At 38.4% G+C, this 15,012-nt stretch carries 15 protein-coding genes; 5 read left to right on the top strand and 10 right to left on the bottom strand.

Features of this window, described 5'->3' with window-relative positions; genetic code table 11:
• Positions 1-26: 26 nt before the first annotated feature.
• A complete protein-coding gene (locus tag RT138_RS02460; protein ID WP_313189380.1) occupies positions 27-1,046 on the top strand; it encodes a D-cysteine desulfhydrase family protein in 1,020 nt (339 codons plus the stop codon).
• A gap of 46 nt (positions 1,047-1,092) precedes the next feature.
• Entirely contained in the window at positions 1,093-1,995 is a 903-nt protein-coding gene (locus RT138_RS02455; protein ID WP_313189379.1) for a sugar phosphate isomerase/epimerase family protein, read from the top strand.
• 27 nt (positions 1,996-2,022) lie between these two features.
• Here RT138_RS02455 and RT138_RS02450 read toward each other — a convergent pair whose 3' ends face one another.
• From RT138_RS02450 to bla, 3 genes are all read right to left on the bottom strand, one after another.
• Complete coding sequence (locus tag RT138_RS02450; protein WP_313189429.1) at positions 2,023-2,511, bottom strand: YfbM family protein; 489 nt, start codon at positions 2,509-2,511, stop codon at positions 2,023-2,025.
• A 279-nt stretch (positions 2,512-2,790) separates the two neighbouring features.
• Positions 2,791-3,351 (bottom strand): DUF4256 domain-containing protein, encoded by a 561-nt coding sequence (locus tag RT138_RS02445; RefSeq protein ID WP_313189378.1) that lies wholly within the window; start codon positions 3,349-3,351, stop codon positions 2,791-2,793.
• A gap of 204 nt (positions 3,352-3,555) precedes the next feature.
• Positions 3,556-4,455 carry a class A beta-lactamase, subclass A2 gene (bla, locus tag RT138_RS02440; protein ID WP_313189377.1) on the bottom strand — a complete coding sequence of 300 codons (900 nt, stop codon included), beginning with the start codon at positions 4,453-4,455 and terminating at the stop codon, positions 3,556-3,558.
• A 200-nt stretch (positions 4,456-4,655) separates the two neighbouring features.
• On the opposite strand from bla, the gene RT138_RS02435 reads away from it, so the two are divergent.
• Positions 4,656-6,260, top strand: coding sequence for a M60 family metallopeptidase (locus RT138_RS02435; RefSeq protein ID WP_313189376.1), 1,605 nt, complete (start codon positions 4,656-4,658; stop codon positions 6,258-6,260).
• Between the two features lie 69 nt (positions 6,261-6,329).
• On the opposite strand, the gene RT138_RS02430 is transcribed toward RT138_RS02435, so the two are convergent.
• Complete coding sequence (locus RT138_RS02430) at positions 6,330-7,865, bottom strand: SulP family inorganic anion transporter (protein ID WP_313189375.1); 1,536 nt, start codon at positions 7,863-7,865, stop codon at positions 6,330-6,332.
• An 80-nt stretch (positions 7,866-7,945) separates the two neighbouring features.
• Positions 7,946-8,659 carry a DUF2711 family protein gene (locus RT138_RS02425; RefSeq protein WP_313189374.1) on the bottom strand — a complete coding sequence of 238 codons (714 nt, stop codon included), beginning with the start codon at positions 8,657-8,659 and terminating at the stop codon, positions 7,946-7,948.
• A gap of 135 nt (positions 8,660-8,794) precedes the next feature.
• On the opposite strand from RT138_RS02425, the gene RT138_RS02420 reads away from it, so the two are divergent.
• The gene (locus RT138_RS02420) at positions 8,795-9,430 is read left to right on the top strand and encodes a LysE family translocator (protein ID WP_313189373.1); all 636 of its coding nucleotides are present in this window, start codon (positions 8,795-8,797) and stop codon (positions 9,428-9,430) included.
• A gap of 9 nt (positions 9,431-9,439) precedes the next feature.
• The gene (locus RT138_RS02415) at positions 9,440-10,207 is read left to right on the top strand and encodes a methyltransferase domain-containing protein (protein ID WP_313189372.1); all 768 of its coding nucleotides are present in this window, start codon (positions 9,440-9,442) and stop codon (positions 10,205-10,207) included.
• A gap of 593 nt (positions 10,208-10,800) precedes the next feature.
• On the opposite strand, the gene RT138_RS02410 is transcribed toward RT138_RS02415, so the two are convergent.
• From RT138_RS02410 to cobA, 5 genes are read right to left on the bottom strand one after another with little or no spacing between them, the layout of a single operon-like run.
• Complete coding sequence (locus RT138_RS02410) at positions 10,801-12,036, bottom strand: GTP-binding protein (RefSeq protein WP_313189371.1); 1,236 nt, start codon at positions 12,034-12,036, stop codon at positions 10,801-10,803.
• A gap of 19 nt (positions 12,037-12,055) precedes the next feature.
• Positions 12,056-12,946, bottom strand: a complete 891-nt coding sequence (gene cysD / locus RT138_RS02405; RefSeq protein WP_313189370.1) for a sulfate adenylyltransferase subunit CysD — start codon at positions 12,944-12,946, stop codon at positions 12,056-12,058.
• A gap of 12 nt (positions 12,947-12,958) precedes the next feature.
• On the bottom strand, positions 12,959-13,663 hold the full coding sequence (locus RT138_RS02400; RefSeq protein ID WP_313189369.1) for a phosphoadenylyl-sulfate reductase: 705 nt from the start codon (positions 13,661-13,663) through the stop codon (positions 12,959-12,961).
• Positions 13,641-14,234: a bifunctional precorrin-2 dehydrogenase/sirohydrochlorin ferrochelatase gene (locus RT138_RS02395; RefSeq protein ID WP_313189368.1), complete on the bottom strand. Its 594-nt coding sequence runs from the start codon at positions 14,232-14,234 to the stop codon at positions 13,641-13,643. The genes RT138_RS02400 and RT138_RS02395 overlap by 23 nt, the downstream gene beginning before the upstream one ends.
• Positions 14,234-15,001 (bottom strand): uroporphyrinogen-III C-methyltransferase, encoded by a 768-nt coding sequence (cobA, locus tag RT138_RS02390; RefSeq protein ID WP_313189367.1) that lies wholly within the window; start codon positions 14,999-15,001, stop codon positions 14,234-14,236. The genes RT138_RS02395 and cobA overlap by 1 nt, the downstream gene beginning before the upstream one ends.
• Positions 15,002-15,012: the final 11 nt, after the last annotated feature.

Raw genomic sequence — 15,012 nt, 5'->3', positions numbered from 1 at the left:
TGCATATAATTCCTTAATTTTATTTCATGAAAGAATTAAGCGGATTTGACCATCACTTGGTTTCAAACGGATTCCACCGAATTAACCTATTAAACCAAGCCAGTCCATTACTACAACTAAAATCTCTGAGCAAAGAACTTGATACCCCAATTTTTATCAAGAGGGATGATCTTACTGAGCTCGGAACAGGTGGAAATAAACTTAGAAAGTTAGAATACCTCTTGGCAGAAGCGAAGAACCAGCAAGCTAACCGAGTCATCACCATCGGAGCCAGACAATCCAACCATGCAAGGCTTACGGCAATTTCAGCAAAAATGCAGGGCTTTGAGGTCGATTTGGTCCTCAAAAATTCAGTCCCGCTTGATACAGAGAGTTATCAGCTCAACGGGAACCTTGTGTTGGATAATATTGTTGACGCAAACATCCACGAAATTCCCAACGATGGAACAGCCAATACCTTTATTAGTAACCTCAGCAAACATTACGAAACCGAAGGGGAGAAAGTATACTTTATTCCCGTAGGCGGTTCTAATGTGGTTGGTGGATTAGGGTATGCTAGAGCCAGCTTTGAGATCGAAACCCAAGCTGCTGCCCTAGGTGTCAATTTTCAACATATTGCTTTGGCAAGTGGATCAGGAGGAACACATGGAGGTATAATCGCTGGCTATGAAATCCAGGGAAAGAAAGTCTTTATCCAGGCCTACAATGTGCAACCGGACCGAGAACCTATTTTGACAGAAACCAAGCATATTACGGAAGGTATTCTCGATATTTTCGAACTGAACGATTCAAAATCCAAAATCGAATACCGATTATGCAATGATTATGTAGGAGAGGCCTATGGAATACCCAATGAACAAACATTGGCAACCATCAAGCATCTCGCTAAGACAGAAGGTGTTTTCCTAGACCCTGTTTACACAGGCAAGGCCTTTACCGGTTTGGTCAACGACATTAAATTGGGGAAATATCCCAAAGGAGAACCTATATTATTTATCCATACCGGAGGCACGGCAGGCTTATTTGCATATAGCAATTGGTTTTAAATTTCTATCTTTAGGAAATCAACCTTCTTAATTTTAATAAAATCCAATGCAAAGAAAAGACTTCATCAAATCTCTTGGAATCCTAGCAGCTACAAGTTTATCAACGGATGTAATTGGCAATAACCTGAAAGTCAATGCTAATTCACCCCAAATAAAAAAGGGGCTAGGCTATTGGATGATCAAGGAAGACCTTTCTTTACTGGACAAGTTCAAGTTGGTCAAGGACCTTGGTTTTGATGGCATTGAGTTCAACAGTCCCTTGGACATTCCCTTGAAAGATTTGTTGGAAGCGCGTGATAAAACGGGCATTGAGATTCCAAGTACGGTCAACAAGGATCACTGGGGCAAACCGATTTCAGACCCTGATCCTGCTGTGAGGCAGTTTACCATTGACTCCATGGTGAAATCATTGGAACAGACCAAAGAGTTAGGAGGAGATACTGTATTGCTGGTACCCGGGGTGGTCAGTGATGCAGTATCCTATAAAACTGCTTATGGAAATGCCTTGGATTCTATTCGAAAAATGATTCCCCACGCTGAAAAAACAGGGGTAAAAATAGCATTGGAAAACGTATGGAATAATTTTATCCTCAGTCCCATAGAGGCCAAGGATTTTCTAGATAAAATCAATCATCCATTAGTCGGTTGGTACTTTGACTTGGGCAATATCCTACGATATGGATGGCCAGACCATTGGTTGGAAGTCCTTGGAGACAAAGTGTTCAAGCTCCATGTCAAGGAATATAGCAAGAAGATCATGAATGAGGAAGGGCTAGGGAAGGGCTTCAAAGTAGAACTCACCCAGGGGGATGTAAATTGGTCCCAGGTCATGAAAACCATCAAAGACATCAACTATAAAGGTCAATACATGACCTTGGAAGTAAACGGGGGTGATAGAACTGTTTTGAAGAAATTATCGGAACAGTTAGATACGATCATTAAATCCTAACTGACCGGTACATCCGAGCAAGTAAAACTAATTAATGATGATTACAATGGCTTCATTTGCCCAACTGGCATGTTGGAAAAAGCTTTGAAGTTTCACAAAATATTCTTCTAAATAGTCAAAGCTATTCTGTTCGTCCCAAATATCGGGATAGACGGACTGTTCCTTCATCTCTTGAGGATTGAACCTAAGTTTCAGGTCTTCAATTCCAATTGCTTTGATTTTTTCATTCAAGCTCTTGACCTCTTCTGGAAGCAAGTATCTTGCTGGACCATAACCCAGATCTTGGTTTTCATCTACTGATGCAGATCCTAAAATGACATGACTCATTTTGTTCTCCACAGCGTTCTCAAAAGAGGATCCTGTTAACAAAAAAATTATGCCATCCCATGATTTATCAATATCTAAGGAAGGAGCTTGTGTAACTTCATTGGAAAAGAAATCTTGCTCCAACTTATGACTGTCCTCGAGGTAGGACTCTAATTTATCCATAGTTACCCTTCTGAGGGTGCAATACATTCCCATAACTTAAATTTATAATTAAATATAAGGAAAATTAGAGATTCTTTAGCAATCAACACTTTTCTTCAGGTTCAAAAATTAGCCAAGTATGACAGTTTCATTCGAGGCATATTCGAGAATCATTCGAGAACCATTGCATCCGATTCGAAATCTCTCGAATGTGTCTCGAATAAGGTCAAAAGGAATCCCAAATGGAACACCGTATAAAAATTAAAAACCTAGCTGAAATTTCCTCTGCTAGGTTTTGTATAATCCTTGAAAGAATTATTGATATTTTTAGGAAAGCGAAATCAATCCACGGAATCCACGGGCTGCATAATAGGATTCCGCTCCGTTGTGGTAGGTGAAAACCCGGCCAAATCGATAGTCTCCGAAGATAGCGCCGCCTTTTTCCCTAATCTCAGTTGGGGTCTCCAGCCAACTAGAAGTCTTCTCATCAAAGTGACCCAATGCCTGTAAGGCAGCATATTCTGTCTCATTCAATATTTTTATGCCCATATGATTGGCTAAGTTGATCGCCGAATCTTTAGGTTTATGTTCTTTTCGAGATTCTAATGCCTCCTCATCATAACATAAGCTACGTCTGCCTTTTGGGCTTTCTGCAGCACAGTCTATATAGATGATTTCTTCATTGTCATATATCGATACCACATCAGGTTCACCATCTGATGCTTCCATCTTATTGATGCTCCATAGTTTATCAGGAGATGCCTCTAATTTCCCTTTAACATCTTCCCAGTTGATATTAGGATGCCTGTGCATATTTTTTTCAAATCGCTTTTTAAGGATTTCCAATAGTTCCTCGGCACGCTGTGGTTCTAATTTTTTTGGTTCCATTGTTCTAGTTCGTATTAAACAAATGTAATTGTTCAAACAGAAAATTTTGTGAGATTGTTTGAAAATTTTTGAAAGTTTTGAACCAGGATGGGGTTCGTCTCCGCTCACCCAACGAGGATGAGAGGATAGACCAAGATAGTTTCCTCAAATTAATAAGCCCTCCACATAATTTCAATCAATCTCTTTTAGGCATCAATACCAACTTTACTTTTTCAAAAAGTCATAAACGGCTTTTGAAACTTCTGCAATAATTTTGGCGCTGTTCGGTTCGGTTTCTTTGGAGTCGGTAACATAGACTGAGATATAGAAAACCTGGCCATCTGGCAACCTGACTACGCCAATATCATTGACTGCAGCTATGATGCCTGTTGTTTTATTGACTCCGGAATATCCGGTTTTATGGGCGACCACGGTACCCTCTGGCAATAGACCTTTTATTCTATTCTTACCTGTACTGGTGGAACGCATGGTATCCCAAAGAAATTTATGGGAACTGTCTGAGAGTAATTTCTTGGTGTTTGTGTAATAATCAAATAGGATTCTATTGGCTTGTGCCACCTTCGTCCAATTCTGGAATTGAATATTCCAGTTGCTCTGTTGTTCTTCCTCGGTAGTTTTGATCGATTGTTCCGTATAGCCTCTATCTTCAAAATATTTTTGTACCGGCTCAGTCCCTCCAAGCATTCCAAACATAATATCACAACCTACATTATCGCTTTCCGCTACGGTATACCTTAATATTTCACTTAATGGCAGCGTTGTGCCATTGGGGTACTTATCCTTGATTGGACTGTATAGATCAGTGGTAACTGTAGCCTTACTGATTTCCACAGGTTGATCGAAGCTTAATTTCCCTTTGTCAACCTGATCAAGGATGGCGATGGCAAGATGGAACTTATAAGTACTCTGTAAGGGATAATGATGATCTCCATTCATTATCAAGCTATCTGTAAAATCATTATTGTGAATGGCAATCCCAACTTTTGCTTGGTAATTAGCTAATATTTTGTCAATCTGTGGTTTTAAGCCTTGCAGATTTTGAGAGAAGACAGAACAGGAAATAAGGCTGGAAACCAGCGTTAATGAGTAAGTTTTAAAGTGCATTGAAAATGATTTTTTAGGGTTCAAATTTTAAACGGAACATAGAATTATTTATTGTTTATCAAAAGACCAGAAATAAATAAAATTTTAGTCAACCGATTGAAATTGCAAATAAAGCGTAATTAGGCTGTTTTGACAAATACTCACGTTATTGGGATAAAAAATTAAATGTATTTTAGTCAGTACTGGATCAATTCTTTATTATGAAAAAAACACTAATTACACTTTCAGCAGCCTTATTAATCAGTAACCTTAGTTGTGCCCAGAGTGCCCAAGATCTGCATCAAGTCTATGCTGATTTAGCGGTCTTCCAAGATGGGCTAGCTACCCAACTTAAAAAGGGAGTAAACAAGAAACAGATAGCGACTATTGCAAATGAAGATATCCGTGCCCTGGCACAAGGATTATTGTCTGGCAAAAATGTAGACCCTTATAAATATGCCAGCTATCCTGCACTATTGTCACCGAAAACATTGGGACAAGAACTGAGTATTGGTGATGGGTATAGCAAATATGAAAATGTAACCGGAGTGTATCTACCTATTGGCAAACATATCCTTATTGCCGATGGTATTGAAGATGATCAGGATATCAAGCTCGTTATACCAAATTGGATGCGTAAAGCGCCTAACCCAGAAGAGCCGACCAAAGACCCGAAGGGTTGGGGAATCGAGAAGAAAGAATTCAAATTAAAAAATGGGGTCAATATCATTGAATTAAAGGATTTTGGCAGCTTGGCTTATGTCAATTACTTCTCCGATCAGCCTAAGGATGAAAAACCGATCAAAATACATTTTCTCTCTGGACAGGTAAATGGTTATTTTGATATACAGAAGCATTCTGACCAAGATTGGAATGAATTTTTGGATCATGCTGTCTATCCAATCATGGATGCCAAGGGCAAGCATATACAAACAGCTTACCCTGTGGAGGATCTAAAAAAATATGCGTACGGAAAAGGGAAGGAGTTGATCAGCAATTACGATTCCCTTGTTTATAGGCAGCATCGTTTAATGGGCTTGATCAAATACAACAAGGTTCCCGACAATAAGATATTAGCAAGAGTAAACTATAACTACTATATGTTCCGTGATGGAGATGGAGTAGCCTATATGGGAGACAAGCAGGGTTATGCCATGAAGATGGTCTTAGATCCAAGTTCAGTCATCAATGGAGACCCTTGTTGGGGATTTAGCCATGAAGTTGGTCATGTACACCAAACTTCGCCCATGCTGAGCTGGGGAGGATTAGGAGAGGTAAGTAATAATATTTATTCGCTTTACGTCATGAGGTCATTTGGAAACAAATCAAGAATCTTGGCCCAAAACAATTTCCAATTAGCTAAAGAATCGATCATTGACAAAAAGATTTCCTATCTGCAAGACCCTGATGTGTTCAACAGGCTAGTTCCATTTTGGCAATTGCAATTATATTTTGAAGGGGAGGGGAACAACCCAGATTTCTATCCAGACCTTTTTGAGGCTTTGAGAAAACAAAACAAGAACAATAGTCCTTCTAGGCAAAAAATCCGGGAACGCTGGGGCAGGGAGCCTGTTGTTTTGGAACGAAACCCAGCCGTTCATCAATTGAATTTTATCAAGACTGCCTGTGAGGTATCAAGGACTGATTTAACTGATTTCTTTGATCAATATGGTTTCTTTTATGTAGGGGAAATTAAATATGATGATTATGGAAATTATGAATACAAAATGACCCAACAAATGGTAGATGAATGCAAGAATGCGATCAAGGCCATGAATCTGGGAAAACCAACGATAGATATCAGCACACTGACAGACAAGATTTAATCACTGACTATAAATAGGCGAATTGGGTTTTATTCATTTAAACCCAATTTGCTTTTTTATGATAACTGGTTAGCCTTTGGGCATAACCTTATAAGTTGGGTCTTCTTCGATATCGACTTCTATAAATCCCTTGGCATTATCCAATAATCGGACACAATCTGGACTGAGATGTCTTAAGGTAACTTTCTTATTTAAATCCTGGTATTTTTGGATCAGCTTTTTCAAGGTTTCTATGGCGGACATATCAACAACCCTCGATTCTTGAAAATCAATGATGATATGTTCGGGGTCCTCAATCATATCAAATTTATCCATGAAATTACTTGTGGAACCAAAAAATAGAGGTCCATATATTTCATATACCTTTTCGCCATTTTCTGCTATGGATTTCCTGGCGCGTATCCTTTTGGCATTATCCCAAGAAAACACCAATGCAGATATGATTACACCTACAAATACCGCTAAAGCCAGGTTATGCAAGATAACCGTAATGGCTGCTACCAAGATACCAACCAGCACGTCAGATTTTGGCATTTTGGTCAAGAGTCTTAAGAAGCCCCATTGAAAAGTAGAAATTGCCACCATCATCATTACGCCAACCAACGCAGCCATCGGAATCTGTTCAATTACCTTTCCACCAACCAAGATCACAAACAAGATTCCCAAAGCTCCAACAATGGCTGAAATCTTGGTCCGCGCACCCGCATTGATATTCACCAAGGTTTGAGCCACCATGGCACAACCTCCCATACCTGCAAAAAATCCATTGACCATATTCGCAATACCTTGCGCTACGGCTTCCTGATTTGAACTACCCTTGGTATTCGTGATTTCATCAACCATATTTAAGGTCAACAAGGATTCAATCAGTCCAACTGCAGCCATAACCGAAGCATAAGGAAAGATGATTTTCAAGGTTTCGATGGAAAAAGGGACATTGGGTATGTGGAAAGAAGGGAAAGCCCCACTTACCGATGCAATATCAATAACTTTCTTCGTATGGATATCAAAGAAGTAAACCAAGGCAAAGGTGACGATGATAGCAACCAATGATGCCGGAACAGCTTTGCTAATCTTTGGAAAGATCAACACGATCAATACGGTCAGCAAGGTTAAACCTGCCATTATTAATAGGGGAGTGCCTGTCATCCAGGTTTCTATGCCATTGTTAAGCGTTTTAAACTGTTTTAATTGGGCCATAAAGATAATAATGGCCAGACCATTTAAGAATCCATACATAACAGGTTGTGGAATCAGACGGACAAATTTTCCTAATTTAAAAGCGCCAACAAGGATCTGTATAAGTCCAGCAAGGGCAACAGCAGCAAATAAATATTCGACACCATGCGATGACGCCAATGCAATCAGGACTACAATTGTAGCACCGGCACCTCCGGATACCATCCCAGGTCTACCACCTACAAAAGCAGTTACAATGCCCATCAAGAAAGCGGCATATAGACCAGTGAGTGGACTAAGTCCCGCCAGGATGGCAAATGAAAGCGACTCAGGGATCATGGTCATGGAAACCGTTAATCCAGCGAGGATTTCATTCTTTAAATTGATTTTTTCCTTGGAAATAAGATTAATGGCTTGAAGCTTCATGTATCATTCAATAGAATGGCAAATTTGAGGAATATTGTTGAAAAAATGCTGCCAAAGTTTATATTTTGAGCGGGTTAAGATCAATCACCTTTTACACTCCAATAAACTTCTGTTTTCTCATTGGCGTAAAAACCTTCCAATAAAGCATCCTTCACGATACTTTTCACGGTCGCTGGATTAGAACAGATATAGATTTGGAAGCTATCCCAATGGCAGCTGATCAATATCTTGCGATCATAGGTATATAGATTTTGGTGTGTAGCATAATCTATTTGATCCTGGATCAGGTCATCAATCCAGACCAATTCCATGGCATCACCAAATTCAGCGCCTAAACATATCCATTCGTAACCTTGTTTTTTAATCGCTTTTAGAATAGAGTTGATTTGGTTTTCAGGAATGCGGCCTTCAGTTGGTGCTAGGATTTGGTTATTCTCCATTGCATTATCTAATATTTCCTCTAGGACCCAATCTTGTTTCAGCTTGACCAATCCACCGATAGAAGTCCTCAATGCGATATCTATTTGGTTAATCCCTTGAAAACCTGATATCATTAATATCTCTTCCCATCGGATAGGTTTAGTATGGAGAAGTATCCTTTGTTTAATATCAATAGAAGTTCTATCATCTATTTCCCAGAAATTAGAAAGTTTCAAGGTGGAAGAGTCCAGAAGTTGTAGGAAAGGATTTAAGGAAACAAACACACAGTTGAAGACACCGCTGTAGAAATCTAACAGTGAGACATCGGCAAAAGGGCCAATGGTATTCCTATCCATTTTTGGTAACTCTCTCAATTATCTTTATTTAAGCGGGTTAAAACCAGATATTTCTTCTTTTCTAATTTATCAAAAACATTTTGGAAGTCAGGTTAATTTTTCAATTGATTTCGTCGCATAAATTTTTAGATTTGGGAAAACAAATTCCGAAACATGTTTGGCATCTTAAATTTTGAGCTCTTTCTGCTTGCGACCTTAGTTTTTATTATCACACCGGGAATGGATACCATTTTTGTGCTGAATAAATCCATTAGCCAGGGGAGGTCTGCAGGTATATATTCTGCGATCGGTGTCAATGCGGGCATTTTAGTACATACCATGTTCGCAGCTTTGGGTCTTTCGGTCTTGATTGCCCAGTCAGCCTTAGCTTTTTCCATCATAAAATATTTAGGAGCAGCCTATTTAATCTATTTAGGGATCAAATCCATTCTTTCGAAGGAAAAAGGCTTTAATCTGGAAGAGATTACGACTGCCCCAGAAAGTGGATGGAAAAACTTTAAATCTGGATTGATAACCAATGTATTGAATCCTAAAGTAGCTTTGTTCTTTCTTTCCTTTTTCCCTCAGTTTGTCCAGAAAGACGCTGTGGGTTCATCAATTCCCTTTATAGTATTAGGATTTACCTATGCTGCCTTGGGATTGCTGTACTATTGCATATTGGCGCTTTCCATGAACCTTTTTTCAAATAAGATTAAGGGCAACAATAAAATCAAGGGATTTATGGATAAATTTTCAGGTATGGTATTTATTTTGATGGGAATTAAGGTAGCATTTTCTAAACTAAAATAATTTACAACTATGCCTTGGGATCCAGAAGTATACAACCGATACAAAGATATTCGCTATAAGCCATTTTATGATCTGCTAAATTTAGTAGAAGATTTAGGGCCAATGGAATGTATTGATTTGGGCTGTGGTACTGGTGAACAGACTGCAACGCTTGCAAATCGCTTTAAGGAAGCTAAAATCTTGGGCGTAGACAATTCAGTAGAAATGCTCGAAAAGTCAAAGCCTTACGAAAATGATCGGCTTAAGTTTAAACTGGAAAATATTGATGATGCAATAGCTGACAACAAGCATTGGGATTTAATTTTCAGCAATGCAGCCTTACAATGGTTGGATAAGCATACCGTTCTTTTTCCTAAAGTTATTTCCAAATTAAAAACGGGTGGTCAATTGGCCATTCAGATGCCCGTTCAGAATGATAATAAATTAAATCAGATCCTATTAAAATTAGTACAGGAGGAACCCTTTGCCTCTCAATTAGGTCATTTCACACGAAATTCCCCAGTTCTATCCATGGATGAATATGCCCAGATCCTGTTTGACAATGGAATAAAGGATATTGAAATCTATCAAAAGGTATATCCTCAGATTGCTGAAAATGTGGACGATCTGTATGATTTCATCTCCGGTTCGGCAATGGTGCCTTATTTAGAGCTTTTGGATGATGAGAATAAGGAAGTATTTATTCATGAATTTAAAAAAAGGATAGAGAATACCTATAAAAGTTTTCCAGCAATTTATGCATTTAAACGGCTGTTGATTTATGGTAGAAAAGGCTAAAGCTTGAAAAATATATAATCCTATAAAATATTCCATAATCAATAAGTGTTTCAGAATTCCATCTAGGATTGGATCCCAATTTATTTAAAGCCATTTAATTATTATAGGAACTTATTCAAAGCATTTTGGAACTTTCAGTACCGGTCCATGGGGCGGATCATCAGGAAAAGAATTTGAAGAACCATATGGATTATTTAGACAAGTGGATCAATTCTCTTTTTATCTGAATGCCAAAAGAAGGTTTAGGAATTAGTATACATTTGGAATTATTGCCGGATCTGACTATGGACAAATGTTCAATAATAGTTTTGCAGCATATTTAAGTATCCGAAAAGATATCTAATTTATTAACCAAAGTTGGATTTGGTTTTAAGTGAGAAATATTTTCTGATAGGTAAGTTCTTATTCAGAATATATATACTGGAATAATTATCATGGTTTATGGGAATTGGCTAATTATCTTACAATTGGAATAAGTCAAATAATTTATATTATGTTAAATAGTAATTATTGAATATACCCTTCTCTTGACTAATCTTCTAATAATCCTATAGCTTCTAAAGTTGTTAGTCTCTATAGGATTATGAAAAGTCTTATTGGATTATTGCTGCGGCTACAGTAATATTTGTTCTGGGATCGATAATAATCGCTCTAGAGTTTTCTGGGAAATCCTTTTGGTGATCATATACAATTTCATCCGCAGATTTTATTAGTACCCGGCCAATGTCATTTAGACCAATGGTTTGATCATATAATGGTTCCTGTGTATGGACGTCGTATTTATAAAGAATTTCAGGAATTTTTATTTTGCTGACTTTAGAATGAGTCTGTAATAAATAAATCTGACTTAAGTCAAGTTCTTTGTTTTCAAACCAAGAGATATTAGCTTCAAAGGATTTTTCAGTTTTTGCTGGATGGTTGGCACTGACAATGAAATCTCCTCTTGAAATATCAATATCATCTTCTAAATGGATGATTACAGATGATCCACTTTGTGCTTCAGGCAATTCCTGACTGTCAAATTCGATAGATTTTACCTTAGATTTAGAGCCACCTGGCAAAACCAGGACCTCTTCCCCTACTTTCAACCCCTCTCCTAACACCCTACCGGCATATCCTCTATAGTCATGTAAATCAGCGCTTTGTGGTCGAACAACCCATTGAACTGGAAAACGCCAACCTTGGTTTGCAAGTTCTTCAAATTCAACTTCTTCCAAATAAGCGAGTAATGGGGCAGCATGATACCAAGGCATTCTTTGGGACTTTTGTACTATATTATCGCCTTTAAGAGCGGATACAGGGATAAAATCAACATCTTCTAAGCCCAATTTATTGGCTAGGTTAAGATATTCTGTTTTGATATTCTCAAAAACTGCCAATTCATAATCTACCATATCCATCTTATTGACACAAACCAATACCTTTTTGATACCCAATATTTTAGCAATAAATGAATGACGCTTAGTCTGCTCAATTACGCCTTTTCTGGCATCAACGAGGATAATGATCAGATCAGAATTTGAAGCTCCGGTAACCATGTTCCTGGTATATTGAATATGTCCGGGTGCATCAGCTATGATAAATTTTCTTTTTTCCGTTTGGAAGTATTTATATGCAACATCAATAGTGATTCCTTGCTCCCTTTCAGCTTTTAGACCGTCTGTAAGGATTGCCAAATCAATTGTACCATCATCGTTCTTACGGTTAGCTTTTTGGATAGCTTCCAATTGGTCGTCCAAAATTGAATTGGTATCATATAATAATCTGCCAATCAAAGTGCTCTTTCCGTCATCTACAGATCCAGCCGTTAAAAATTTCAAAATGTTCATGTTCTATTCCTCCCTTAAATTAAAAATAGCCTTGTTTTTTACGATCTTCCATAGCTGCCTCCGAGACCTTATCATCCATTCTGGCACCACGTTCGCTAACTGTAGATGCTTTAATTTCGTTGATGATATCATCTAATTCAGTAGCAATAGAATCTACAGCGGCAGTACATGTCATATCGCCTACTGTCCTGAAACGAACAGACTTATGTTCTACAACATCACTGTCATCAATCTGAAGGACAGGATCAGCTGCCATCCATTGACCATTTCTAAAAACCACGTCCCTTGTGTGGGAGAAATATATGGATGGCAAGGCGATCTTTTCTCTTTTTATATAATTCCAAACATCGAGTTCAGTCCAATTGGAGATAGGGAAAACGCGGACATTTTCACCTTTTTGGATTTTTCCATTGAAAATATTCCAAAGCTCTGGTCTCTGTCTCTTAGGATCCCATTGTCCAAAATCGTCCCTTACGGAAAATATCCTTTCCTTGGCCCTCGCTTTTTCTTCATCACGACGGGCTCCACCAATGCAGGCATCAAAACCATTTTTTTCGATCGTATCGAGTAAAGTCACCGTTTGAAGGGCATTTCTACTGGCATTTTTGCCTTTCTGTTCAACGACCTTACCAGCATCTATGCTTTCCTGCACATAACCCACAATTAGTTTTTCTCCAATTTGATCTACTAGCCAATCACGAAACTCAATGGTTTCGGGAAAATTGTGGCCCGTATCGATATGAACCAATGGAAATGGAAATTTACCAGGTCGAAACGCTTTCTTTGCTAGGTGAACTAACGTAATTGAATCTTTTCCTCCAGAGAATAAAAGTGCAGGATTTTCGAACTGTCCAGCTACTTCTCTCAATATGTAAATGGCTTCTGCCTCTAAATGATCTAAGTAATCCATTTTATAAACTAATTATTTATGTGTTACATGTAATCCACACTCCTTCTTGGATTTATCTTCCCACCACCATCTACCGGCGCGGAAGTCCTCTCCTTCTTGTACAGCCCTCGTGCAAGGTTGGCAACCTATACTGATAAATCCTTTATCATGTAGTGGGTTATAAGGAACAAAATTGTCTTTTAAATATTTTTCTACATCGGCCAGAGTCCAGTTGTATAAGGGATGGATCTTGATGATCTGATTGACATCATCCCATTCAACAAATTCCATTTGGTCTCTATTTTGAGATTGTTCAGCTCTGATTCCAGTAATCCAGACCTGATAACCAGCAATTGCTCGCTTTAGAGGCTCAATTTTTCTGATATAGCAACATTCCTTTCGATCCTCCACGGAATTATAAAAACTAGATGGACCCTTCTGTTCCAAAAGTTCTTCTACGGCCTTTGTTTCTGGATAATAGGCTTTGATTTTTAGCTTATAGAGATCTAATGTCCGATTCCACACATAATAGGTTTCCGGGAAAAGACGTCCAGTATCTAAGGTGAAAATAGAAGTCCTAGATTTTTCTTGGGCCAAAATGTGGGTCAATACCTGATCCTCTATTCCAAAAGAAGTCGAGAAAACAGCTTTTTCGGCATATTTCTCATCAATATATTGGATGATAGACCGTGCATCTGCTCCAATTAAGTCTGCTTTAATTTGCTCGATCATATTCATTTTGTTTAATCAATTGTTCTGTATGTGCATTCAGCACTGTTATTTTCTCCTTAAGATCACCGGAAAGCTGGTTTCTAAGATCTGCCATGAGATTGAGCGTTTCGTCAATTTCTTCTGGTAAAAGATCATTCAAGAACTCTTTGAGTCTTTTGGCAATCGTTGGAGATTTCCCATTTGTTGAAATTCCAATTTTCAAATTTCCTTTTTGAACCACCGAACCCAGATAGAAATCACATAGGGATGGTTTGTCTGCCACATTCAAAAGGATATGATGATCTGAGCAAAGCTCCCTTACGTAGCTGTTTAATTTGGGATTATTGGTCGCCAGCACTACCACCTGTTTGGAAAAAAGATCGACGGCAGAAAATGAACGCTTATGTACCACTATATTTTCTTTGTTCAATACAAATTCATAGAAATCACGACAAATCTCCTCTGCCACCACGGTCACCTTGGCATTTGGTGAATTGGAAATAATAGCCTGTATCTTTTCCAATCCAACGGGACCAGCACCAACCAACAAGGTTTCTACCTGATCTAACTTGATATATATTGGAAAAAGCTCGTTCATTATCCTTCAATAAATTGTAATTGTTCCTTAACCTTTTCAAATTCCAGATGCTTAGCAACGACTTCTCCAAGTACTATTATGGCAGGTACTCCAATGGCTGATGCTTCAGCTTGTTCAAGGATATTATCAACCCTACCCAGCACAATCTTCTCATTAGGAAGAGATCCATTTTGAATCAACGCGATTGGTAGATCAGCCTTTCCATTTTCTTTATATAATTCAATGATTTGATGAAGTTTAGCATAACCCATCAATACTACAACTGTAGCATTAGTGTTGACAGCAGTATATAAATCTTCAGAAAGAAAACCCGCTTTCGTTGCTCCCGTAATTACCCAAAAAGATTCAGAAATCCCTCGGTAGGTCAATGGGATCTGTTGCAATCCAGTTAGGCTGATCGAAGAAGAAAGTCCAGGGACTACTGCGGTAGGAATATTGAATTTTCTTACAAAATCAATTTCTTCACCACCACGTCCGAAAACAAATGGGTCCCCTCCTTTGAGCCTAACCACATGACCGTGGGTCAAAGCGTAATCAACCAAAAGTTGATTGATCTGATCTTGTGAGGTAGATAGCTGTTCAGCTCGTTTCCCAACGTATATTTTTGTGCAATCAGCTGTTGCAAGTTCTAGTAATTCCTCATTGACTAAGGCATCATAAAGAATTACATCGGCTTGTTGGATTGCTTTAATGCCTTTTAAAGTAATTAGGTCTGGATCGCCCGGACCAGCGCCTACTAATGTTACAAATGGTTTAATTTCCTTCATGTTCTCTCCTC

This window comes from Sphingobacterium sp. (genome assembly GCF_032065005.1).
GTDB lineage: Bacteria > Bacteroidota > Bacteroidia > Sphingobacteriales > Sphingobacteriaceae > Sphingobacterium.
Note: the sequence above shows the minus strand (reverse complement) of the source record. Positions and strands in the feature narration are given on the sequence as shown.